This window comes from Pseudoalteromonas sp. CH_XMU1449-3 (genome assembly GCF_037027245.1).
GTDB lineage: Bacteria > Pseudomonadota > Gammaproteobacteria > Enterobacterales > Alteromonadaceae > Pseudoalteromonas > Pseudoalteromonas shioyasakiensis.
Genome location: NZ_JAYMDY010000001.1, coordinates 86,307 through 110,743, shown reverse-complemented (window position 1 = coordinate 110,743; position 24,437 = coordinate 86,307). Strand labels below are relative to the sequence as shown.

Here is a 24,437-nt window from a genome sequence, read left to right as displayed (position 1 = left end):
GTTCCTTAATATAACACAGCTTTTTTATGGGTATAAAAAACGAGGCAAGCGCCTCGTTGTTATTTATCAAGTTAGCTAATTATCTAGTTATTATTGATACAGCAAATATGGGGAGCGTTTTCGTTTAAAAGCACTTAAGTCGGCTTGCCAGCTTTGCTTTATTTGCTGCTCAGTTTGGCCTGCTCCAATGGCTAAACGCAATTTATCAGTACCTGCAAGTTTATCCATGAAATCAGCGCGTTCAAAAAACGTTTGCTCATTCGCACTTAGCTTTTGATAAACCGAAATAAACAAGCTTAAATCTAGGCCATGAATATCAGCATCTCGTAAGTCTTGACCAAATACTTCAACCCCTTTGAATTTAGGGTGCATTGAAGCGCCTTTAATCGCCCTTGGCGTAAAGCTAAATTCGCCGAGTTTTACTGGCGAGTAACCAACGACTTGAAACGGAAAATCAGTACCGCGGCCAATAGTCACAGGCGTAGCTTCAAAGAAACACAATGATGGATAAAGCGCAATTGATTGGGCATTTGGTAAGTTAGGACTTGGCTTTATTGGTAGCTCATAAGCCATAGTGCGGTCATAATTCGTAACAGGCACTACACTCAGCTCAAGCTTATCAGCGCCATTTATCCAACCTTCGCCTTTGATCATCTGAGCAAGCTCAGCCACTGTCATACCGTGTAAAACAGGTATTTCGTGCATACCAACAAATGAGCGAAATTGTGGGTCAAGGATAGGCCCATCAACATAGGCAATATTCGGGTTTGGTCTATCGAGTACAACAACCTCTTTACCATTTTCAGCGGCGGCTTCCATCACGTAGTGCATTGAGCTGATATAAGTGTAAAAACGAACCCCAACATCTTGAATATCAAAAATAATAACGTCTAAATCAGCAAGCATCTCAGGACTTGGTTTTTTGTTACTGCCATAAATCGACACAACATCGATACCTGTCTTAGCATCCACAGTGCTTTTAACGTGAGCTCCAGCGTCATGATCGCCGCGAAAACCATGCTCTGGGGCAAATATTTTGCTAACCACAACGCCTTTATCAAGTAATGCATCAACCAAATGTTGGCCATTAACAACTGATGTTTGATTAACGACCAAGCCAACACGCTTCCCAGTTAATGCAGGTACATAAGCTTGAAAATTGGCTGCGCCAACCTGTAAAGGCTGTGCATTTTTAGGCACATTTTCAGGCGCTTCTTGGCAACCTAAAAGCGCAAAACAACTGACGAGTAAAACAGCTAAAAAACGCATTATTCTTCAACCGCCTTACGTAAAAAGCCACCCGCTTTTGACAATAACTGTTTTGCTTCAGGAGCTGGTTTTCCGGTTAACACAATTAAAATAGCCAGTTTTGCGCTTTGCTCTGCTTGCTTTAATGCATCCACTGCTTGCTGCTGTGTACAATCTGTTGCTTGCATCACAATACGAATAGCACGAGCGTGCAGCTTTTCATTACTAGCATTTACATCAACCATCAGGTTTTTATACACCTTACCTGTGCGGATCATGCTAGCTGTGCTTAGCATATTCAGTACGAGTTTTTGTGCAGTACCCGATTTCATACGTGTAGAGCCTGTCACAGCTTCAGCACCCACCACAGGGCAAATGCCGATTTGTGGTAAACGCATCACCGCTGAATCAGGGTTACAAGTGACACCTACAGTGACACAACCAAGTGATTTAGCGTATTCTATTGCCGAGCAAACATACGGTGTACGACCACTGGCGGCAATACCAACCACGACATCTTTACTGGTTAAATTGGCATTTTTTAAGTCTTCAATAGCAAACGTGGTACTATCTTCAGCGCCTTCTACGGCTTTTTTAACCGCGGTGTCACCACCAGCAATAATACCGAGCACTTGCTGATCGCTTACGCTATAGGTAGGCGCACATTCAACCGCATCCAAAATACCCAAACGACCACTGGTACCAGCACCAATGTAAATTAACCTGCCACCTTGTTGAAATGCTTCAACGACATGATCGACAGCTTCACTAATTTGTGGGATCACAAGTTTCACGGCACCCGCTACTTTGTGATCTTCATTATTGATTTTAGTGAGGATCTCAGTGGAGCTGAGCAGATCGATATCCAAAGTGTCAGGGGTTTGTCCTTCAGAGACAATACCGTTTAACTCTTCGAGTAACTCACGTTGTTGCTTAAAGACGTGCTCAGGGCTCATTGGGTTGTCCTTTTTCAATAATGTCATGGTAATGCTTTGCCGCTAAAATGGCGGCACCAGTTAATGAATCTCCCTTACAAGGAGATAATTCGTTTTGTAAGGCCTGTGGCAATAACGGTTGGCTGACTTTCGCCAAACCACCAATTAAAATCACCGGTAACGGCGAGTTACCTCGGCTTTTATTTATTAACCGAACCACCGATTGGGTGTGCTCCGTTAATACCTCTTTTGCCGCCTCACAGTCGTTTTGTAAGCTAAACACCAACGGGCTAAATGCTGCATAATCCGCGGGTTTTGCTTGTTTAAGCCAACTGCTAATTGTTTGACGAGTGCATCCTAGCTGCTCACTCAAACGAATCGTTAATCGGCTTTTTGGTAAATCATAAATATCTATATCGTTTAATAGTTGCTGCACAGCCATCAGGCCGATGCGGGCACCACCGCCAAAATCATCAATGGTAAAGCCCCAGCCACTCACCAACTTAGTTTGCTTTTGGGCGTTTAATCGTGCGCCAACAGCACCGGTGCCAAGAGCAATAACCACACATGGGTCACCAAGATTAGCACCATATAATGACGTAATTGCATCACTGGTAATTTGCAAACTGGCAAATTCTATTTCGTACACCAGCTTGAGCATCACTGTTAATTGCTCTGCAAGGCTCTGCGATGAGCCACCAGCAACACCCATAACGGTGACAATTTCACTTGGATCTGCGCCACTTTGCTGGCAAACATCACGGGTTACTTTAACAATGTTTTCTAACGCTAAATCAAGATCATTCGAAATTGATGCCGAACCCGCTTGGGCACGAAAAGTCGCGCCACTTGCCTGCTCTTTTAGCTCTGCTAACACTTTGGTGCCGCCACCATCGATGGCTAAAACATAGCGTACGGCCATTTACGCACTCTTCTCGTCTGCCGCTTTACCAAGGCAACACACCAATGTCGCAAGCAAAGTGCCAATGCACAGCTGCCAAGTAAAGCCTAAGTAAAAACGCATTGATTCGGGTAGTAGCCAGTCAATCATGTACGGCTGCATTAATAAGGTCACCATAAAGCCCGCTATTAGTGCTGCTAATACTGAGCCTTCACTGCCTCGTTTGGTAAACAAGGTAGTAAAATACACACCTAACAAACCGCTGTACGAAAATACCATTACACTTAGCGCAAATTTTAATAATGGCATATCACTGTATTGCTGCCAGAAATAACAAAGAATAGCCATCAGCGCTAAGGCAAGGCTCACTAGTGCCATACCCACACGACCCGCTTTTACAAAGTGATGATCGCTTACTTGCTTGTTATGTTTTTCTAAATACGGGCGATAGATATCTTGTACGATGACTGAAGACATCGAACTAAGCCCAGAGTTCAAAGTAGAAATAGCAGCTGCAATAATACCCACGCTGACTAAACCTTTAACCCCAGCTGGTACTTCGTTTAATACGTAGTACATAAAGATAGTGATTTTTTCGCCATTAAATTCTTGTACGACCGTTTGCCCAGCTTCGTTATTCATTAGTGCAGGTTGCTGATAAACAATATAAAGCAGCAAACCAATAAAGATAAAAATAGCCATAACCGGGATCACCATCACCACCGATAGTAATAACGCTTTACTGCCTTCTTTTGGACTTTTACAGGTTAATAAACGCTGCGTCATATCTTGGTCTAAACCAAATGCGGCGATATTTAATAGCACAAACCCCGTTAACACAGAGGCCATGTTAAAGACCCCTGACGGGCCAAAGTCTAAATCAAATTTAAACAGCGCGAGTTTTGAGTCTGCACCAGGACTTGGCTCACTCAAAGTTGCAATTATGGTTGAGAAATCAGCCGGAATAACATTCAGCAAGCACCAAATAACCGCAATAGCTGCACTCACATAAACGATACTTTGCAGTACATCAGAATAAATAACGCTGCGAATGCCACCCAAAAAGGTATAAAGCAGACCTGCAAGCGCCAGTACTAAAGTTGCGATAACCACACTATCTGCATCGATATTGCCATATAGAATCATCGCCACAGCAATCGCTGCCATATACAAACGGGCGCCACTGGCAAACACACGGCCAAATAAATACATCAAGCCACTACGGCGCTTAGCTTTTGGTCCGATACGTTTTTCAAGCAGTTCGTAAACGGTATACACTTTTTGCTGGTAAAACTTTGGAATTAAAAACGCCGATACAATAAATGCCGCAATAAACGCACCGATATTGGTCGCAATATATGAAAAATCACCTTGATAGCCTTGATCAGGCCCACCAATAAACGTTGCCGCAGATTGCGAAGTAGCTAAAACAGAAATAGCCACCATCCAAGTTGGCATGCTATTTCCGCCTAGAAAAAAATCTTGGCTTGAGTTAGCGCGTTTGCGATTAAACCACCAGCCACTTAGCAATAAAATTGCACCGTAACTTGCGAATACGAGCCAATCGAGAAAAGCGTAATTTGCACTCATTTATTATCCTAACCCAAACCTTGATGGAATATATTATTCCACCATTATGACAAAATTAAAATACTTTTATTTTATTATTTTTATTTAGCTAAGTTAGGTAATTGCCACTGACTTTGCTTTTGTTGATATTGCGCTTTGGTCAAGCTGACTAATAACGGTTTTTTACGCTCATCTAACCAAGCAAGTAACGCATCCATATCGCTTTCTGTCATTGCTGTACAACCTGCTGTTGGCTTACTTGGTGCCCGCCATAAATGCATAAAGATACAACTGCCCGCACCATTGATATTGCTTGGGTTATGCTTAACAACAATGCCTTTTTTATAAAGGTTATCTTGACTGTAAATATCACGACGCATCCATTCTGAAGAGTCTTTTACGGCGTCTTCACCTACTTGTGCTTTATCAACCAACTGGTTGTAAAACGGTGAGCCTTTCACATCAATACAATAATCATTTGCTGTCATTGCTTGATAACTGAGGTTCGTTTGCAATGAATCTAAATAACCAAATGCAGTACCAAGCTCAAAAATACCCGCAGGTGCTTTACCATCGCCTTCTTGTTTTTGCTGACCGGGTTGTGCAGGATGCAGCCCCACTCCCCACGCAAGGCCAGTACGACCCAGTACCACCGCGTGTTGCTGGCCTTGTTGTTGCCAGCTACCAGCGGTTTTTTCAAAGCGATAAAGAGTGGCATCAATGGCATCACTGTCATTGGCTACCACCACGACGAGCTGCTGATGACTGTTATCAATAATAGGTGTAGGTGATTCTTTGCTGGCACAAGCCGATAAACTCATAACTGCAATAAGACTGACTAGTTTTTTCATGCTGGCCATACTCCGTTTGTAATTAGTTCAAGCCCCGTTATTGATTCAATGCCAAGACCAGGGGCATCCGATAAGCGTATTTGTGGGCCGCTAAATTCAACGCCCCCTTGAACTGGGTCATACTGACCAAGGGCTGGGCCATCTAAATCGATTTTACTGATTTGCTGCGCTTTGGCAGAGGCTAAATGTGCAGCACCAGCAACGGCAATACTGCCCTCTAGCATACAACCTATCATACACTCTGCTTGGTATTGGGCTGTGATATTAGCAATCTCAATTGCTCGGCTTAAACCGCCCGTTTTCATTAATTTAATATTGATAATATCAACTACGCCAAGTTCTAAAAGTTGTATTACTTGCTTCGGTGAAAAGGCGCTTTCATCGGCCATAATCGGGGTGTTCACTCGCTCAGTAATATATTTGAGACCTTGAATATCGCTGCTTTTTACCGGTTGCTCAACCAACTCTAAAACCACGCCTGCTTGCTCAAGTTGCTGCAGTGCAAACACAGTTTGTTTGGCATTCCAGCCTTGGTTTACATCTAAACGCAGCTGCGCCTTAGCGGCAAACCCTGCATGGATTGCTTTTACTCGTTCAATATCTTGATTAAGGTTATTACCGATTTTTATTTTTAATACATCAAAACCTTGCTCAACCGCTCGCTGACAATCACTGAGCATTTTATCTATGTTATCGACACTAATGGTGATATCGGTTTTCAGCGCTGACTTACCACCACCAAGTAGCTTATACAAAGGAGCTTGATAGAGCTTGCCCCACAAGTCGTAAACCGCTAACTCTAAAGCCGCTTTTGCACTACTGTTACCAACCACTGTAGATTGAATAATGTGGGTAAGCTGATTGATGTTTTCGATTTCTAGCCCCACTAATTTAGGGGCAATAAACTGCTGAATGACCGCTATCATTCCTTGATGAGTATCGCCTGTAATAACCGGAGTTGAGGCCGCAGAGCCATAGCCAATTTGGCCACATTCGGTATCGATTAAAACCACTAAATCCTCAATAAAACTGACTTCTCTTAGTGCTGTTTTAAATGGGGTAACTAATGGCACTTTGAGCTTTGTAAAGCGAACAGCTTTAATTTTCATATTGGCCTCTAACGAATACGCTTAATGTTATAAATACGATCTAAGTAGCTGGTTTCTTGAGATAATCTAAGTGGCAATAATGGCGTGACCGACACCCCATTCAAGGCACTACTATAAAAACTACCATCGCCTTTGTTATAACCTAAACCTTTAACGTCATGAATAACATAAGGCTCACCATGATGCTCTCCTAAGTACATCATTACATGACCCGGAATATAAATTAGATCGCCAATCGCCATGTTTTTAACCTTTGGCAACTTAGCATCCGCCGCTGTATTTTTATCAAAGCGATTATTTTGCCCGTATTCACTACTACCTTGCTGCCCTGAATTACGCGGCATTAGTAGGCCAAAGCTCTTATAAATTTCACCAACAAACCCAGTGCAGTCACGGCCATTATAATCATGACCCCAACCATAACGCTCACCTAAAAACTTAAAGCCTTGTTTAATCAGATTCTGTTCGTTGTAGTCTAGGTAGCCTAAATTTACATCGGCAGTTTTACTGATCATCGCAGGTTTAATAACAAGTTGGCCTTGCTCATCGCGGGTTGGTAACTGTACAACATGGCTAGCATAGCTATTTTGACCATTTAGCAAATAGGGTACTTGCTCACTATCAACCAATGGTAAGCGCACTCCCATATCGAGCTGAACTTCTGAGAGGCCTTCATCATTTGGCACATAAGCAGTATTTACTTTTGCACCAGTTACCACCAAAAAGTTATCTTGTTCGCGATAGGCTTTTATTTTATCTGCATCAGCAAAGGCAAGATCTTCTGCAGGCGTCCACGCTAGGTAGTTGTAAGCACGTACTAACAACCATTTTTTATCTGCGCTTTGATGCAATACAGCAACCGCTTCGCCCGGAAACATTCCGCTTTCTTGAAAGCGATCTAAGTCTTGATCAAGGCCGCTATTTAAAACCCGATCCCAAGTTGGAAAAGTACGTAAAGCAGTGCGCTTAACGACCACAGCAAAGCGTACCTCATTGTTATCTACGACCTTGTTAAGGTTTAAGTTTTCCTGATATTTAGCAAAGTCTTTCGCGGTGAGTTGTCGGCCATCGGTAAAAAAGCGCGGGCTTTTTGGAATTGAACTTGCTGAATGAATGGCGCTTGTTAGCTCGTCTTTAGTGAGCGACTTTTGAAATGAAAGAGGATCAACAATGTATTTATTTTCTTTAATTAATTTCTCGTTGAAGGCCGCAATTTGCGCCTCAGTCATGATCACTTTTGCCGATGCACCTTGTGCTAGCCAGTAGCTAGCCGAAAGCTGTGACTGCGTGACCCCAATAACATCAGATTGCCAACCCTCAGCATGCATAGGTGCACTAAAAGCAACACCTAAAGTAATTGATAAAGCGATAATTGAACGACGCATAGCTGTACCTTAATTCTTATTGAACGCGTTAATCTAATAATTTTGTAAAAGCATGCTGCAATTTTTGCTGCATTTGCTTACCGACTATTGGCAAATTGGCTTCGTCGGCCCCCGAAGTTGACTGCTGTACACTAAACGTAAACTCACGGCCACCTTGGTAATTGCCTAAACACACATGTGCCAACATTACGGTTTCTGTGGTGGAGCGCGTTTCACTTGGCCCCCAGCCAATTTTTTGCCAAACACGCCATTGCCCATTCGTTGCGCTATCGAGCACTTCTTTTGCAGAGCGACTATCATTTGGCGCAATAACATTTGCCAATGCATTTGTAACGATATGACTAATACCCACCATCATACCGCCAACTTGAGCATGTTCATCTGTATGACCTGTACCGTTAAGTAGCACATCAACATCAGTTGCTTGTAAAAAAGGCATTTGCGTACTTGGTTCACGCTGGTGACTAACCAGACGTTTTAACCATTCCGCTTGAGCAAGTGTGGTCATTGCTTTGTTGCCCGTTAAACCACAACTCTCACAACGATACCCTAAATAGCCAGGATCATCACTGCTTGCTTTGAACCGAGGTATCTTTGCATCAAGCTCATTATTGGCAGGGTTATGCCAGTATTCGTCTGATGGCATAAACTGCTCTGAGCCATATGCGCCGTTAAATAACAAACGCTGATCCTGTAGTTTTAGCCAGCCATCATTAAAAAGCCCACGTAAATATTCACGCCCTGCGACATTGACAAAATAACTGGCTATCGCATTTGAATTACCATCGGCTTTACCAAATGCTTCGTAACTATTAATACTGCTGATCAAATCAGCCAGTGCTGTATCACCGGCAAAAGATGCAGCACCAAGCTCTGGATGGGTTTGCCTTACTTTTGACAGCGCACCGCTAAACGCTTGAATTTTTGATGAACTCCAAGGTTCATACAACTCATTGTGGCTGCCGTCACTTAAATACCGGTAAGCTAATTGCCCTGCTTGAACTTGATAATCAATTAGGAGTAGCTTGCCCGGTTGCTCTGGGGCTAAAAAATACTGCCAATCGGCCGCAACTCTGTTTTGCCAACCCGCCTGCTGGTAATTAACCTCAGCCGCTGATTTATAACCTTGCAGGTTGCTTTCATTTTCGAGTGATAAACAGCCGCTATTAGATAAGTCTTTTGGCAAAATAGCGGGTGCTAACATTACTTGCTCAAAGTATTGTTGGTCGGTTAATGGGGCTTTTTCTGTGTTCGCTTCACAACCAGTCAAAAGCATCAAGCCGCAACTTATAGCCAGCCGTTTTTGATATGCACCTTTCGCATACATAAAATAAAATTCCCACTTGTTATTATTTTTGGAATATTTTATTAAATCTAACACAAATTGACCGTGAAGCAAATTAACTCGGTTTTATTGCGTAAAGGATTTGAAACAGTGAGGATTTAGGTGAAGTTGAGTGTGAAACTACACTCAACTTCTAAAGAGATTACAGAACTTGCTCAGTGTATTTTTGTAAGTCCGTGATCAAATCACGATATAGCGTTGAGCTTTTATCCTTAATGCGGTCGAGAAAGAAATCGTCGGCAATACGGGTGATCTTTTGACGCTTCTTTTTATCGCTTAACTTACTTTGCGCAACATCCATCAGTTCGGCTATTTTCTCACGTTCATAGCCGTTTAAAGAGGGGTCTGTGCTTATATCTTTTAGCATGATTAATGAGTCTATTGTTGAGCCATTTAGGGTTACCGTTAACGCTTTTGCTAAGCTTGGTAACCAGGGTTTTTCAATCTGCTCACCAATCACATAAAACATGTTTTGTGCTGTCGCTAAGTCACCATCACGTACTGCAACACTACCAATAATGAGGTAAGAAATAAGCTGCTCTTTTGGATAGCTCTGGCTCACTGTGGCAAATAAAGGATCGGTGCGAATGAAGTCAGCTTTTTGTTTAGCCATTTTACGCCAGCCTTTGTTATAAAAAGCCAAAGACTGAGCACTGTATGCTAAATATTTACCCCGCATATCAGTCGCTTTAGCAAGCGCTAAGTCGCTTTCTGCAATTGCAAAATCTTTACTTACACCAAGGCTCAAAATGTAGCTCATCATGGCATGAGTCAGTGTTGGCTCAATTGCACCTATTTGCTCTAACTGTTCTTTTTGTAGTGTGTTATAACCGTAAGCAATAGAATCGACACTGGTATTCGACACTCCCCTATAAGTTTCATAACTAAAACTATCTTGTAGATCAGCATATTGTTGTTGCTCAGTCTTTGTTGATTTGCAACCACCTAGTAAAGCGACACAAAACAGCGAGCACGCTGCTAATTTAACAAAAGGGATACTATTTAAAGCGGTCATCAATAATTCCTTTTTCTACTTCTATGGCATCATGTGCCAAACCTTGGTATATCGGGCTATGGATTCTACTTAACGAGAATATAATATTACTGTCATCGACAACGCTTATTGCATGCTCAGATGCATTGATTTGCACACCAGCACCATCAAATCGGCTTTCATTCAGTTTTACACCTTGTTGAGCCGTAATAGTGACATTGGTTAGTTCAACCACAGAGCGCTTAACATTTAAAGCGAGTTTAGCCCCTGATAAGCTTACATTTTCTAATCTCACTAAAGAATCTTTAATACGGATAGATTCAGCAACCACATTTTTAAGTAGCACATTATTACAGTCTTCAATAATCATATGACGGTAATGGCCTGAAAACTCGCGACTGTGCTGATCTTCACAATGAAATGTCTCAATTTGTTTATCAGAAACTTCTGCACTGGCTGGTTTTTTAACTTCCCCAGTTAATGCACGATTTAATAAAGCTAAAAACTGGCTAGGCTGTTGCTTCATTGGCACATGGCCCACATCAGGCAAAGTAGCTAAATCACTATTGATTAGCTGGCTGTTCAATACTTTTGCAGTTCGTAGAGGAGCTACTGCATCTTCTTCACCCCAAATAATATGTGTTTCTATTTTCAGATTGCTGACAATCTCGCTAAAGTCTTCTTCAACTAAACTCAGCGCTGCATTCATATTTGGTGTTTCACCCATTACTAGCTTCCACGCACCATCACTACGCTGCAATAACTCTGTCAGGTATGAATCAATCGCCCCTTCTTCAATGAGTCCGGTTGTAAAATCATTGAGCTGAGCTAACTTAGTTGAGAGAAATTTAGGTAGCTTAGTATTAGGCTTAGGTACGTTGGAGATAGGCTTTATAAATGCCACTTTATGTAAGATACCCGCTGCGTCAACTAACACCAGTTTATTGAGTTTCTCCGGGTATTTACCGGCAAAATACAGGCTGACCGCGCCCCCCATCGAATGACCCACAACCGTGGTTGGTTCAGCAATATAGTGATCGACCACTTCTGCCAGTACAGCAGCATAATTGCGAGGAGAGTAACGCCCTTCGGGGCTTTCTGAGTGAGCAAAACCAGGTAAATCAATCGCAATAACATGATAATGCTTAGTGAGTTCAGGAATAGCCCCAAACCAATCTTGCATACCTAATACGCCTAAACCATGCACAAGCAGCAAAGGCGGCGACTTTTTATCACCGGCCTCTAAGACCAAAATTGATGAATTAAATACGGACTCTTGGTAAGTACTAAACAACCAATCTGCTTTAATAGGAGATTCAAATTTGAGTGCTTGGATTTGTTGTTGGTTTAATGGTGTTGATTGCGAAACAACTGGCTCGCTTTGCGCTGCAAACGAACCAAGCAAAATGCAATAAAAAAAGAATAAGTGAAATAGACGCAAGGGATATTGGTTTAATTATTATTGTATTAGCGAGATTGTACCCTTTGTCGGTTAAATGTAAATAATGCATGAGCATGAACCTAATATTGAGAAATGGTTATTCTGGGATAGATAACAAGATGTGAGAGGTGTAGGTCGTCATTTATGGCGACAGCATCGTGATGCGCGCGAAACAAGTTTCACGCCTACGGGGTGCATTTTTGCATTTTGAGTTGGGGTTTAATTTGGGGTGTGGGAGCGTGATGTTCGCGACTGAAGTCGCTCCTACGCGAATTGCAGGCACAAAAAAACCGACTTTCGTCGGTTTATGTCACTTTAACTCTACTTAAGAGAAAAGTGGCGGACGCGGGAGGATTCGAACCTCCGACCGCCTGGTTCGTAGCCAGGTACTCTATCCAGCTGAGCTACGCGTCCGCAGTGTGATGATGCATGTTTAAGTCTTGCATTGACTGTATCTTAAAGACACAAAAAAACCGACAGCTTGTCGGCTTATGTCACTTTCTAAGAGAAAGTGGCGGACGCGGGAGGATTCGAACCTCCGACCGCCTGGTTCGTAGCCAGGTACTCTATCCAGCTGAGCTACGCGTCCGCAAGTTGCATTTTATAATCTTGCAATGATTTTATCTTTATACTCGATGTGAGTTTTCAAATATGGTGGTTGCGGAACGTCTCTTGAAAGAGTGAACCTCCGACCAAATTTGTATCTTTATACTCGATATGAGTTTCAAATATGGCGGACGCGGGAGGATTCGAACCTCCGACCGCCTGGTTCGTAGCCAGGTACTCTATCCAGCTGAGCTACGCGTCCACACGCACATTTGAATATTGCTAATTTATTCTCTTAGCAAGAGACTCAAGTTTATACTCGATGCAGAGTCAAAGTAAAAAGTGGCGGTTGCGGGACGTCTCTTGAAAGAGTGAACCTCCGACCAAATTTACTAACATCTTATACTCGATGCAGAGTTAAAGTAAAAAGTGGCGGACGCGGGAGGATTCGAACCTCCGACCGCCTGGTTCGTAGCCAGGTACTCTATCCAGCTGAGCTACGCGTCCACACATATTACTTTCAAGACATGCCATTTTAGGAAAAATGGTGGAGAAGGAGGGATTCGAACCCTCGATAGAGCTACAAACCCTATACTCCCTTAGCAGGGGAGCGCCTTCGGCCACTCGGCCACCTCTCCGTCTTGTGGGGCGTATAATAAAGATTTCAGGAAATATGTCAAACACTTTTCAAGGAAAATCGCATAGATGGTTATAGATTGTCCATAACGAGCCTAAACAGCTTGTTTTTGTTTATCCTTTCGCCGTTTTTTCTTTATCACTCAACGGCTCAAGACCCGTCAATGGGATTAGTTCATCAGTTAACTCTGCGAGGTATTGATCTTGATAACCCAATTGTTGGAATTCGGCTATGCAAGCACGATAAAAATCTTCACGTTGATGCTCGCTTTTGTTCGTATCTGTAGGCAACGGCGAAGGCTTTTTAGTCATTATTATTAAGTCCATTTATACATTGAACGAGAATTGCGCAATGATGTCATATCTTGGCTAAAAATAATACTATTGGCCTTTGTATTTGTAGAAAAATTTTACAACTTAGTAACTTTGTTGGAAGACTAATTCAGCATTTCTTTTTAGATCAGCTAATTACAATTGAGTATTAAAATTGAGAGCAATAAAAATCAGAAATTTCTGATAACAAAAACGCCGCTAAAAAGCGGCGTTTTCAAGACTTTTAGCTGATTAATCAGCTTGAGGACGCATGTGTGGGAATAGGATCACGTCTTTAATTGTTGGTGAGTCAGTAAATAACATCACTAGACGATCGATACCAATACCCTCACCCGCTGTTGGTGGTAAGCCGTATTCTAATGCACGGATATAGTCATCATCGTAGTGCATCGCTTCATCATCACCAGCGTCTTTCTCTTCAACCTGACGAGTAAAGCGCTCTGCTTGGTCTTGTGCATCGTTAAGCTCAGAGAAGCCATTTGCTAATTCACGGCCGCCAACGAAGAATTCGAAGCGGTCAGTTACAAATGGGTTTTCATCGTTACGACGTGCAAGTGGAGATACTTCCCACGGGTAAGCGGTAATGAAAGTCGGTTGAATTAGCTTATGCTCAGCTGTCTCTTCGAAGATTTCACATAAGAATTTACCCGGGCCCCATACACAGTTTTCTGGGATCTTAACGTGTACTTGCTTCGCGTACGCTTTAAGTTCTTCAAAATGGTTTTCAGGGTCATTAAATACCGCAGCATCAAAGTCTGGGTTGTACTTAAGGATAGCCTCGCTCATTGTTAAACGAGCAAAAGGTTGTCCAAAGTCGTACTCTACTGAATCAACCACTTCACCATTTTCATCTTTCGTTGTGTTTACAACAATTGGTGTACCAAGTACGTCTGTCGCAACAGTACGTAGCATGTCTTCAGTGATGTTCATCAGGTCAATGTAGTCAGCGTATGCTTGGTAGAATTCGATCATTGTGAATTCTGGGTTATGACGCGTTGATAAACCTTCGTTACGGAAGTTACGGTTGATTTCGAATACACGCTCAAAGCCACCCACAACTAAACGTTTTAAGTAAAGCTCAGGTGCAATACGTAAGTACATGTCGATATCAAGTGCATTGTGGTGTGTTACGAATGGACGTGCAGACGCACCACCCGGGATCACTTGAAGCATCGGGGTTTCAACTTCCATGAAGTCACGTTCTGCTAAGAAACGACGGATACCTTCAACAACCTTTGAGCGAATACGGAAGGTTTCGCGTGTCGCTTCATTAGTAATTAAGTCAACATAACGTTGACGGTATTTAGTTTCTTGGTCAGATAAACCATGGAATTTTTCTGGTAACGGACGTAATGACTTTGTCAGTAACTCGTACTCTGTCATTTCTACGTATAGGTCACCTTTACCTGATTTATTTAGTGCGCCTTTAACACCGATGATGTCACCGATATCAAGTTGACCATATTTTGCTTTTAATTCTTTTTGTACGTCTTTTGATGCGTACGCTTGAATTTGGCCTTTCATGTCTTGTAACGCAAGGAAAGGACCACGTTTTGCAAGAATACGACCCGCTACTGATACAACGTGTTGCTCAGCAACTAATTCTTCTTTCGATTTATCACCAAACTCAGCTTGCAAATCAGCCGTGTAATGTTCACGACGGAATTGGTTTGGATGACCGTTGGCTGGGCAATTTTCGCGGATTGCGTCTAATTTGCCACGACGCTCAGCGATTAACTTATTTTCGTCTTGGATTTGATCAGTCATTTTTTAGCTCTTTTTTAGCTTGGTGGTTATAGGCCAGATTTAAGGCTGGCTTCAATAAATTTATCTAAGTCGCCGTCAAGAACCGCTTGTGTATTACGGTTTTCAACGCCTGTACGTAAGTCTTTAATGCGCGAGTCATCAAGTACGTATGAACGAATTTGACTACCCCAGCCAATATCAGATTTAGCATCTTCTTGGCTTTGTTTCTCAGCATTTTGCTTTTGAATTTCAAGCTCAAACAATTTCGCTTTTAACTGCTTCATTGCTTGGTCTTTATTCTTGTGCTGTGAACGCTCATTTTGGCACTGTACAACAGTGTTAGTTGGTATATGAGTAATACGAACCGCAGATTCTGTTGTATTTACGTGCTGACCACCGGCGCCTGATGCGCGGTAAACGTCAATACGTAAGTCTGCCGGATTAATATCAATTTCGATATTATCGTCGATTTCTGGGTAAACGAATGCCGATGCAAACGAGGTATGACGACGACCACTTGAGTCGAACGGGCTCTTACGCACTAAACGGTGAACACCTGTTTCTGTACGTAACCAACCGTATGCATATTCGCCCACGAAGCGCACTGTTGCGCCTTTGATACCAGCCACATCACCATCAGTTGCTTCAACCAGTTCAACTTTAAAGCCTTTTGCTTCACCCCAACGTAAATACATACGTAGTAGCATGTTGCACCAGTCTTGGGCTTCGGTACCGCCAGAACCTGATTGTAAATCAAGGTAAGCATCGTTTTGGTCATGGTCGCCTGAGAACATACGACGGAACTCTAGCTTTTCAAGCTGTGCGTTTAAATCGCCTAATTCAGCTTCGGCTTCTGCGAAGGTTTCTTCATCTTCTGCTTCAACAGCAAGCTCGACTAAACCTTCAACATCTTCGGTACCTGACACTAGATTATCAATGGTCTCAACGATAGCTTCGAGTGCCGACTTTTCACGGCCAAGTGCTTGAGCTCGCTCTGGCTCATTCCAAACTGCTGAATCTTCAAGTTCTGCGTTAACTTCTTCTAACCGCTCTTTCTTAAGAGGGTAGTCAAAGGTACCCCCGAAGCAGTTCAGTACGTTCGCGAATTTCCTTGATTTGATTAATCACAGGATTCACTTCAAACATGTACATTACTCCAAAATGGCTGATTTACCGCGCACCGTTATCGACAATAAATACGGTAAATTATCTACAAATATTAAAAACGCCCGATTTTAACAAAAAACCGAGCGTTTTATTAGCCTTTTATGTCGATTATAACGATATTTTTATGTCGCTTTTTGTAGCTCTCGAATAATCAACTGTAACGAGAATTTACCACGGAATTCATTTATATCGAGTTGATAAGCAGCTTTCACATAACGCACTTCGGTATCTGGCCATGCACGCACATCAACACCAAATGCAATGCCGTCAACTAATCGTCCAGACTGATGTTTTAAAACCAGTTTTAAGTGTTTTTCACCGACAATGCGCTGCTGTATTACCTCAAACACATGCTCAAACACTGGCTCTGGAAATTGCTGTCCCCAGGGGCCGGCATTTTTTAGTAAGTTGGCAAACTCCATCGAAAAGCACTCATTAGGTAATTCACCGTCGGTAAGTAAAATACTTTGCTTATGCTCTTCAGTGAGTGTGTCTGTTACCATTTGCTCAAACACGGATTTAAACTCAGTAAAACTTTGCTCATTGATACTCAGCCCGGCCGCCATAGCATGGCCACCAAATTTACTGATCAAATGCGGATAGAGTGTATTTACTCGCTCGAGTAAATCACGCATATGCAGCCCTTCAATAGAGCGGCAAGAGCCTTTTATTTCGCCGTTATCGCCAGCTGCAAAAATAATCGTCGGGCGGTGATACTTTTCTTTTAAGCGACCAGCCAAAATACCAATCACACCTTGGTGCCAATCAGCTTGGTATAAACAAATGGCATCAGGCACTGACTCAGTTTTAAATGCTAAACGGTCAAGCACCGCCTGTGCTTCAGTTTGCATGCCCTGCTCTATTTCACGGCGCTCATGATTTAGGCTGTCGAGCTCACCGGCAATTCGGCGTGCTTGATTTATATCGCTTGATAACAAACAGGCTATACCTAAACTCATATCATCTAAACGCCCTGCTGCATTTAAGCGTGGCGCTAATGAAAAGCCAAAGTCACTGGCACTTAAACGGGCAGCATTACGATTTGCCACTTCGATTAGGGCACTGATACCTGGGCGTGTTTTACCACTGCGAATACGTGCTAAACCTTGATGAACTAAGGTACGGTTATTGGCATCAAGAGCGACCACATCGGCAACGGTACCAAGGGCTACAATATCAAGTAACTCAGCCAAATTTGGCATTGGGTTATGCTGAAAATACCCTTGTTCACGTAAGTGGCTACGTAAAGCAATGAGCAGATAAAAAGCTACCCCAACGCCTGCTATTGATTTCGATGGAAACTGACAGTCATGACGATTCGGGTTCACGATGGCATCAGCATCTGGCAGAGCTTCACCTTGTAAATGGTGGTCAGTTACCAGCACTTTAATACCCGCTTGCTTAACAATTGCAATGCCATCTATACATGAAATACCGTTATCAACAGTGATCACAAGCTCGGGTTGCATAGCCACTATTTGCTCAGCAAGCGCAGGACTTAAGCCATAACCTAGGCTGAATCTGTCAGGTACCAAGTAATCAAGGTTCTTTAAGCCAAACATAGCAAGACCTTGCATTAAGGTTGCTGTGCTGGTTGCGCCATCGGCATCAAAGTCACCGACGATTAACACGCGACTTTGAGCCGCGAGGGCTTGTTGCAATAGCACCACAGCTTTGTCGATATCTTTAAACAACTTAAAGTCATGTAATGTCGCAGCGCTATTATCGAGTTCGGTGGCACTTTGCACCTGTCGAGTCGCATATATTTGCTTAATTACAGGGTGTAAATGGTGTGGTAGATGCGAATCATCAACATGAGGACGAGCTTGAATTATTTTTTCCATGTCGGAAATGGTACTTCTTTGCTTAAGACAAATAAAAAAGGCCTACGACAAATAGGCCTTTTCGTTTAAAAAATCAGTTATGAAGATGTTTTTGGTAAGGCATCAAGCGCTTGGCTAATTTGCGCAGCTGATTGATAACCTGGGATCATGGTGCCATCTTCTAAAATAATTGCTGGAGTACCCGACATACCAAAGCTTTGACCTAGTTGGTAATGCTCAGCAATTGGCGCGTTACAACCTGGCACGTCTGCGACTTCTGCACCCGCTTTTGCTTCTGTTAACGCTTCAGCAGGGTCTTTAGCACACCATACATTCATTAGATCTTGATAACCTTTACCACGTAAGCCCCCACGTGGGAAAGCTAGGTATTTAACCGTGATACCCGCATCTAAGAAATCATCAAGTTCACGGTGTAACTTACGGCAGTAACCACAGGTAATATCGGTAAAGACTGTGATTGAATGCTTTTCGTTTTTCGCTTTGTAAACGATCATTGAGTCTTCGTACTCAGCAATGCCTTCTTTACGTACATCGCTCAGTGCATGCTCTGTTAGATTAACTCGGTTATTAAGGTCAATCAGTGTTCCTTGCATTAGAAATTGACCGTCAGGGCTTGCGTACAGCACGCCTTTATCAGTAATTAGTTCTTTAAGGCCTGCCACTGGGCTTGGGTTGATTTGCTTAACGGTTACGCCTAATTCAGCAAACTTAGCAATAATAGGGGCATCAGCAGCATCTGTTGTTGATACGCCATTGGCAAACACATTTAAGCTTGTGCCTAGTAGTGCTGTGGCTAAAACTAACTTTTTCATAAATATCCTATATCCTGATCATTTTTTATATAGACCGGTACATCTCTAAAAATCTTGCACTAAGCACGTGGATGATGTTGCTCGTGTACCGACTTCAATCTTTCATTCGCTACATGGGTATAAATTTGTGTTGTTGATAAGTCACTGTGACCTAACATCATTTGCACGACTCTAAGGTCCGCCCCATGATTAAGCAAATGCGTTGCAAACGCGTGTCTGAGCGTATGCGGTGATAACGGCGATTCAACTGATGCCAAAATAGCATAGTGTTTGATGCGATGCCAAAAAGTTTGTCGTGTCATGCCAATCCCGCGCTTAGATGGGAACACAAAGTCAGTGGCATGTTTAATCATTTGCGAACGACCCACTTTTAAAAACTGCTCAAGCCAGTACATAGCTTCTTCGCCTAGGGGAACTAAACGCTCTTTATTACCCTTACCTTTTACAAAGACTACCGCTTGGCGCAAATTAATTTGCTCCATTCTGAGTCCCACCAGCTCTGTAACACGAAGCCCTGTGGCATATAACAGCTCAAGCATGGCTTTATCTCGAAGTCCCATAGGATCTTCTATGTCTGGGGCTGCAAGCAGAGCTTCGACTTCGGCTTCTGACAGCGTTTTTGGTAATGACTGCCCAGCTTTTGGTTGAGCAATATTGACCATCGGCGAATCGGCAATGGCTTTTTCGCGTACAAAATACTGATAAAAACGCTTAAGCGCACTGATGCTTCGCGCTGTGCTGCGCGACTTCAGCCCTAAATCAACACGGTATGCTAAATACGCTTCAATATCATCAGAGCGAACAGCTAGTAGGTCTTTATCTTTTAAAAATTGGCAAAACTTTTCAAGGTCACTGCGATAAGCAGCGAGTGTATTTTCGCTGACCCCTTGCTCAAGATACAGCGTATCTAAAAATAACTCTAAATGTTCGGCGTTATTTGCTGTTATTACACCTTTTTGGGCTTGTGAATTATTATCAGCCACGCGTACTCTCATCCTTATCAAGGTATCAATTGATTATACCTTACGGTAAACTTACGCCTATCATATCAGGCAAATACACAGTGATAAATACGATGCAGATTGGTTTATTTTATGGTTCTACAACCTGCTACACAGAAATAGCGGCAGAGAAAATTCGCGATATTATTGGTCACGACATCGTGAGCCTTCACAATATCAAAGATGAGCCATTAAAAAATGCAGAGCAATTTGATTTCGTGATCTTCGGCATTTCAACTTGGGATTTTGGTGAGTTGCAAGAAGATTGGGAATCAATCTGGGACGACATTAAAGATGTTAACCTAAACGGCAAAACCGTGGCTCTGTTTGGTATGGGCGATCAACAAGGTTATGGTCAGTGGTTCCAAGACGCACTTGGCATGTTACACGATGAAATTTGTGATCAAAGCATTACCTTGTTAGGCAAATGGCCTAACGATGCAAGTTATGAATTTGAGGCTTCAAAAGCACTCACTGAAGATGGCAAACTATTTGTTGGCTTAGCCCTTGATGAGGACAGTCAATACGAGCTCAGCGATGAGCGTATCGCAAGCTGGGTTGAACAAGTCATGACTGAGTACAGCGAAAGCTTGTAAGTCATGGATAAAAAAGCCAAGCATTGCTTGGCTTTTTTAATGATTATTCAACGCGTTGCCAGTATTGATTACGATAGAAAAATGCAATATAACCGCGTACTTCAAGTACCTTACCTTGTTCTTGTGGTGTTAGTTTAAGGGTATAGGTTTTACCATTGTTTGGGTCTAGAATTTCCCCCTCTTGCCAGCTACCATCACCGGCATCTTTAGCACCTTCTATAATTTGTAACCCTAAAATTGGCTGATTTTTCTTATCACCTTTACACTCTTCGCAGATTGCGTCTTGCTTGGCTGGGTTAAGGATTTTTTCAACACTACCAACCAATACACCATCTTGCTCACTAATACGTACTAAAGATTTCGCTTCATTCGTTTCTTCGTCAATAGTTTTCCAAAGACCCACTGGCGTCAATGCAGCAAAACTCAACTGAGAAAATAATAAGGCAGATAAAACAATTGATAAACGGAACATAAAAAACTCGTATAAAACTTAAGACTTTGGCACTATATCAGGGCTTAACCAAACACACCATTTTCTAAGCTCCGAAATCGACACAGCATTGCGAGGGAACACAATGAGTCAATTCACATTAATTACCGGTGATATTGTCAGTTACGACAGTAATCAGGTAGCTACAATTAACGCCACGGGCGAAATAAAAATAAATCGCTTTGCTGAGCCATTATTTATTCCTGATAGCGCTAAAGCCGCCATTGAACTGGGTCGGCTTGATGATAACTTGTTTAATTTAAAAAAGTTATTACGTTCAGGCTATGCCGATCCCTGCCCTACAACCCGCGTGCTAATTGAAACCACACATCCTTTACCTGACATCAACGGCCTGCTGATAAAACGCCGCTTTAGCATTATTGACTTTTGCAGTGCCGAAATAGAAAAGTCGCACAGTAAAGCCGTGTTAGACGCCCTATTAGAGCTTGAATATGTGCAACAAATTCAGCTTGATGAAGTAATGCAATTACAGCCACCGGTACAATTTAACAACCAATAAAGGTACAATAACTTATAAGTATGCTAATCAGCTCCTTCATTTGTAAAAGGAATAACAATGAAAAGTGCGCTACCTATAATGATTGCCGCAAGTATTTTGCTAACTGGTTGTGATGAATTAGAAGTTGAAGAAACTCATAACTTTGGCGATGAAATGTATGAGAACAATTACACACTCGTAAATACCACTGATTTAGAAGTGGACTATTACATGGCAAACACTGACCTGTTTGGTGATGCTCAAGAAGTTAAAGACTCTCAATACTATATTGATACGCTTGCATCGCAATCACTTCCCATTGATGTAACACATGCTCACAATGAACGTAGTCGTATTTCATTTTATGTAGTCGATCACAGCGACATAACTAACTCAGCCACACAGATGTATCAGGTAGAGCAAAATCAACCTTATCATTTTGTGGCTTGGCAAAATGAAGAAAAGCTTCGTTTAACACTCGTCAAAAAAGCTAATGATGATAAAGATGACTTTTTTGCTATACGTATTCTCGCAACTGAAAACCTTCGCTTAAAAATCGAAAATCAAATCGTCAATTTATATCAAAATCAATTAAGTTACTGGTACCACATTGATGACTGCGCTGATGATTTAAAAGTATCAAAGCTCAATGATGAAGATAAGCGAGTTTATGAACCAGTCTCAATCTGCAACGCATCATATGGGCAGTCATACACTTTACTTTTAAGTGAAGATGGCCTTGAAGCGAGCATTGCTGAATAACGATTACATCTTTAGGTAAAAAGCTTTACAGAGCTCTTTATAATCTTGGCTATAGCTGCCATCAGCTGCATGTATGGTTAACGATGATGTATCACATTCGCCGTTGTTTTGGCTGAGTAACAACAGGCTACGACTTGGTTGTTTTTTCTCGGTTGTACGTACCAAGCAATGGCGATTTAAGTACCAGCCTGCCTGCTCAGCTACCGCAATGAATTGTTTTGCCTCTACGCAAGGCAAAATCACATTCAAAAGCGTTTTGCCGTGGCTAATCCTAGTACACGCTTCTATCAATTCGCTGAAGCTAAGGCCGTCAGTATGACGGGCAGTATTTCGAGCATCATTTTCACCTTTTAGGCTCGCATTAAAATACGGTGGATTGGTGATGATCGCATCAAAAGGCTCTGCTGCGTTGAACGACTGTACAGCTCCTTCTAAAAGGTTTATTTCTGGCCAAGGGCTAGCCGCAAAGTTATCTCGAGCATCATTACAGGCACCCGCGTCAATTTCGATGGCACTTACTTTTGCTTCAGGCGCTCTTTGTTTTGCCATTAACGCCAACAACCCTGTGCCTGTGCCAATGTCTAAAATGCCCTTAGCACCACTTAAATCAGCCCACGCCCCTAACAAAATACCATCGGTCGATACTTTCATCGCCGTGCGTGTTTGCGTTACCGTAAATTGTTTAAACACAAAGCCTGACATTTTTTCACCTTTTCATTCACCACAGCCGCGTTAACGCGTATAATTAGGCTCAATTGTCCTCTATTTATGTCACTCTATGCAATTTTCTGAATTTGATATCGATAACAAGCTGTTAAATGCCATTAATAAAATGGGTTTTGATACGCCTACCAGTATTCAACAACAGGCGATCCCTGAAGCACTTCAAGGTCGTGATATTTTGGCATCTGCCCCTACTGGTACGGGTAAAACAGCCGCGTTTTTGATCCCTGCAATTCAATACTTGCTTGATTTCCCACGTCGCGATCCTGGCTTTGCGCGCGTATTGATCATGACACCAACCCGTGAGCTTGCTTATCAAATTCATGAGCAATGTGAATTACTCGCAGCACAAACTCATCTTAAAATTGGGGTTGTAACAGGTGGTATAAACTACGGGACACACAGAGAAATTTTCGAAAGCAATAACGACATTCTCATTGCCACACCTGGGCGTTTAATGGAGTACCTTGAAACAGAGAACTTCCATGCTGAAAACGTTGAAATGCTTATTCTTGATGAAGCTGACCGCATGCTAGACATGGGCTTTCGTAAAGAAATGCTACGCATTTGTGATGAAGCACGTAACCGCCGCCAATGTTTCTTATTCTCAGCGACCCTTGAAGGTGACAGCGTTGAGTTATTTGCAGAACGTATCTTAAACGACCCTGCACTGCTTGAAGCCGAATCTTCACGCAAAGAGAAAGGCAAAATCCATCAATGGGTTCACCTTGCTGATGACTACGACCACAAGCTAAAAATGTTGGTTGAAACGTTAAATGGTGACGACATTCATAAAGCAATTGTGTTTGTTAAAACCCGTGAGCGCCTAGAAACATTAGTTGGTGAGTTAAACAACGAGGGCCTTCGTGTAGCTTGGTTACGCGGTGAAATGCCACAAGACAAGCGCATGAAAGCGATGGAGAACTTTCACTCTGGTCGCAACAATATCTTAGTTGCAACGGATGTTGCTGCTCGTGGTATTGATGTTGCTGATATCAGCCATGTTATCAACTTTGATATGCCACGTACCGCAGACGTATACGTCCACCGTATTGGACGTACTGGTCGTGCAGGTAAAAAAGGCATTGCGATTTCATTTATTGAAGCTCATGACGTGGCAATTGTTGGTAAGGTGGAGCGCTACATTGAGCAAAAATTGAAACGCCGAGTAATTAAAGGGCTTGAGCCACAGCACAAAGAAGCGAAGATCCCATCTAAAAAGAAAAAAGATCCTGTAAAAATGAAGGCAAAGAAAAAAGCCAAAGCTAAAACGAAGAAGAAGTAGTTTTAGTTTTAACTTTAACATCATTACTGTAAAAATGCCGAGCTTGTCTCGGCATTTTTGTGCCATACCCTTTTTACTTATTAACTGTGTAATTAGTTCACACTTTATTGCCCATACATCACACCAATAAAAATAAAACAATAAAATTCAACAGCTTAAATGTTGGAATAATAATTGTAACAGGTTCAGCAATAGTTCACAGCAGACTAGATTAACGAG

Annotated in this window: 22 protein-coding genes and 5 tRNA genes; 4 read left to right on the top strand and 23 right to left on the bottom strand. The window is 42.3% G+C overall.

Annotated features, from left to right (window positions below; translation table 11 throughout):
• Positions 1-90: 90 nt before the first annotated feature.
• From WA256_RS00515 to xerD, 21 genes are all read right to left on the bottom strand, one after another.
• Positions 91-1,269 (bottom strand): exo-beta-N-acetylmuramidase NamZ family protein, encoded by a 1,179-nt coding sequence (locus WA256_RS00515; RefSeq protein WP_335988213.1) that lies wholly within the window; start codon positions 1,267-1,269, stop codon positions 91-93.
• Complete coding sequence (gene murQ / locus WA256_RS00510; protein ID WP_335988211.1) at positions 1,269-2,204, bottom strand: N-acetylmuramic acid 6-phosphate etherase; 936 nt, start codon at positions 2,202-2,204, stop codon at positions 1,269-1,271. Before murQ ends, WA256_RS00515 begins: the two co-directional genes overlap by 1 nt.
• A complete protein-coding gene (locus WA256_RS00505; protein WP_304637067.1) occupies positions 2,194-3,105 on the bottom strand; it encodes a BadF/BadG/BcrA/BcrD ATPase family protein in 912 nt (303 codons plus the stop codon). The genes murQ and WA256_RS00505 overlap by 11 nt, the downstream gene beginning before the upstream one ends.
• A complete protein-coding gene (locus WA256_RS00500; RefSeq protein ID WP_130166563.1) occupies positions 3,106-4,674 on the bottom strand; it encodes a sodium:solute symporter in 1,569 nt (522 codons plus the stop codon).
• A gap of 80 nt (positions 4,675-4,754) precedes the next feature.
• Positions 4,755-5,504 carry a L,D-transpeptidase family protein gene (locus tag WA256_RS00495; RefSeq protein ID WP_130166562.1) on the bottom strand — a complete coding sequence of 250 codons (750 nt, stop codon included), beginning with the start codon at positions 5,502-5,504 and terminating at the stop codon, positions 4,755-4,757.
• Positions 5,501-6,613 carry a dipeptide epimerase gene (locus WA256_RS00490; RefSeq protein WP_335988205.1) on the bottom strand — a complete coding sequence of 371 codons (1,113 nt, stop codon included), beginning with the start codon at positions 6,611-6,613 and terminating at the stop codon, positions 5,501-5,503. Before WA256_RS00490 ends, WA256_RS00495 begins: the two co-directional genes overlap by 4 nt.
• Before the next feature lie 8 nt (positions 6,614-6,621).
• The gene (locus WA256_RS00485; RefSeq protein ID WP_335988203.1) at positions 6,622-7,998 is read right to left on the bottom strand and encodes an SH3 domain-containing protein; all 1,377 of its coding nucleotides are present in this window, start codon (positions 7,996-7,998) and stop codon (positions 6,622-6,624) included.
• A 28-nt stretch (positions 7,999-8,026) separates the two neighbouring features.
• Positions 8,027-9,277, bottom strand: a complete 1,251-nt coding sequence (locus WA256_RS00480; RefSeq protein WP_335988201.1) for a hypothetical protein — start codon at positions 9,275-9,277, stop codon at positions 8,027-8,029.
• 208 nt (positions 9,278-9,485) lie between these two features.
• Positions 9,486-10,358 (bottom strand): hypothetical protein, encoded by an 873-nt coding sequence (locus tag WA256_RS00475; RefSeq protein WP_269408616.1) that lies wholly within the window; start codon positions 10,356-10,358, stop codon positions 9,486-9,488.
• A complete protein-coding gene (locus tag WA256_RS00470; protein WP_335988198.1) occupies positions 10,342-11,778 on the bottom strand; it encodes an alpha/beta fold hydrolase in 1,437 nt (478 codons plus the stop codon). Before WA256_RS00470 ends, WA256_RS00475 begins: the two co-directional genes overlap by 17 nt.
• Positions 11,779-12,115: 337 nt before the next feature.
• Positions 12,116-12,192, bottom strand: a tRNA-Arg gene (locus WA256_RS00465).
• A 98-nt stretch (positions 12,193-12,290) separates the two neighbouring features.
• Positions 12,291-12,367: transfer RNA gene (locus tag WA256_RS00460), tRNA-Arg, on the bottom strand.
• A 142-nt stretch (positions 12,368-12,509) separates the two neighbouring features.
• Positions 12,510-12,586 (bottom strand) — tRNA-Arg (locus tag WA256_RS00455).
• A 168-nt stretch (positions 12,587-12,754) separates the two neighbouring features.
• Positions 12,755-12,831 (bottom strand) — tRNA-Arg (locus WA256_RS00450).
• Positions 12,832-12,869: 38 nt separating this feature from the next.
• Positions 12,870-12,962 (bottom strand) — tRNA-Ser (locus WA256_RS00445).
• 112 nt (positions 12,963-13,074) lie between these two features.
• Positions 13,075-13,272 carry a hypothetical protein gene (locus tag WA256_RS00440; RefSeq protein ID WP_055020963.1) on the bottom strand — a complete coding sequence of 66 codons (198 nt, stop codon included), beginning with the start codon at positions 13,270-13,272 and terminating at the stop codon, positions 13,075-13,077.
• Positions 13,273-13,524: 252 nt separating this feature from the next.
• Positions 13,525-15,060 carry a lysine--tRNA ligase gene (gene lysS / locus WA256_RS00435; RefSeq protein WP_335988195.1) on the bottom strand — a complete coding sequence of 512 codons (1,536 nt, stop codon included), beginning with the start codon at positions 15,058-15,060 and terminating at the stop codon, positions 13,525-13,527.
• A gap of 26 nt (positions 15,061-15,086) precedes the next feature.
• Positions 15,087-16,185, bottom strand: a protein-coding gene (gene prfB / locus WA256_RS00430; protein ID WP_105181232.1) for a peptide chain release factor 2 whose coding sequence is annotated in 2 segments (ribosomal slippage) — positions 15,087-16,109 and positions 16,111-16,185 — 1,098 coding nt in all. Because the reading frame shifts where the segments join, the coding sequence is not laid out codon by codon here.
• 143 nt (positions 16,186-16,328) lie between these two features.
• The gene (gene recJ / locus WA256_RS00425) at positions 16,329-18,050 is read right to left on the bottom strand and encodes a single-stranded-DNA-specific exonuclease RecJ (protein WP_335988191.1); all 1,722 of its coding nucleotides are present in this window, start codon (positions 18,048-18,050) and stop codon (positions 16,329-16,331) included.
• A 77-nt stretch (positions 18,051-18,127) separates the two neighbouring features.
• Complete coding sequence (gene dsbC, locus WA256_RS00420; protein ID WP_054560813.1) at positions 18,128-18,862, bottom strand: bifunctional protein-disulfide isomerase/oxidoreductase DsbC; 735 nt, start codon at positions 18,860-18,862, stop codon at positions 18,128-18,130.
• 59 nt (positions 18,863-18,921) lie between these two features.
• The gene (gene xerD / locus WA256_RS00415) at positions 18,922-19,809 is read right to left on the bottom strand and encodes a site-specific tyrosine recombinase XerD (protein WP_408002930.1); all 888 of its coding nucleotides are present in this window, start codon (positions 19,807-19,809) and stop codon (positions 18,922-18,924) included.
• 128 nt (positions 19,810-19,937) lie between these two features.
• Between xerD and fldB the strand changes: the two genes are divergently transcribed.
• Entirely contained in the window at positions 19,938-20,459 is a 522-nt protein-coding gene (gene fldB / locus WA256_RS00410; protein WP_335988187.1) for a flavodoxin FldB, read from the top strand.
• Positions 20,460-20,502: 43 nt separating this feature from the next.
• On the opposite strand, the gene WA256_RS00405 is transcribed toward fldB, so the two are convergent.
• On the bottom strand, positions 20,503-20,931 hold the full coding sequence (locus WA256_RS00405) for a DUF2147 domain-containing protein (RefSeq protein ID WP_130166553.1): 429 nt from the start codon (positions 20,929-20,931) through the stop codon (positions 20,503-20,505).
• Between the two features lie 103 nt (positions 20,932-21,034).
• Between WA256_RS00405 and WA256_RS00400 the strand changes: the two genes are divergently transcribed.
• On the top strand, positions 21,035-21,469 hold the full coding sequence (locus WA256_RS00400) for a hypothetical protein (RefSeq protein ID WP_058585703.1): 435 nt from the start codon (positions 21,035-21,037) through the stop codon (positions 21,467-21,469).
• Positions 21,470-21,526: 57 nt separating this feature from the next.
• The gene (locus WA256_RS00395; RefSeq protein WP_130166552.1) at positions 21,527-22,210 is read left to right on the top strand and encodes a hypothetical protein; all 684 of its coding nucleotides are present in this window, start codon (positions 21,527-21,529) and stop codon (positions 22,208-22,210) included.
• Between the two features lie 3 nt (positions 22,211-22,213).
• On the opposite strand, the gene WA256_RS00390 is transcribed toward WA256_RS00395, so the two are convergent.
• Positions 22,214-22,912: a tRNA1(Val) (adenine(37)-N6)-methyltransferase gene (locus WA256_RS00390; protein ID WP_335988183.1), complete on the bottom strand. Its 699-nt coding sequence runs from the start codon at positions 22,910-22,912 to the stop codon at positions 22,214-22,216.
• A 76-nt stretch (positions 22,913-22,988) separates the two neighbouring features.
• On the opposite strand from WA256_RS00390, the gene srmB reads away from it, so the two are divergent.
• Positions 22,989-24,218 carry an ATP-dependent RNA helicase SrmB gene (gene srmB, locus WA256_RS00385; protein ID WP_063528733.1) on the top strand — a complete coding sequence of 410 codons (1,230 nt, stop codon included), beginning with the start codon at positions 22,989-22,991 and terminating at the stop codon, positions 24,216-24,218.
• Positions 24,219-24,437 lie beyond the last annotated feature (219 nt).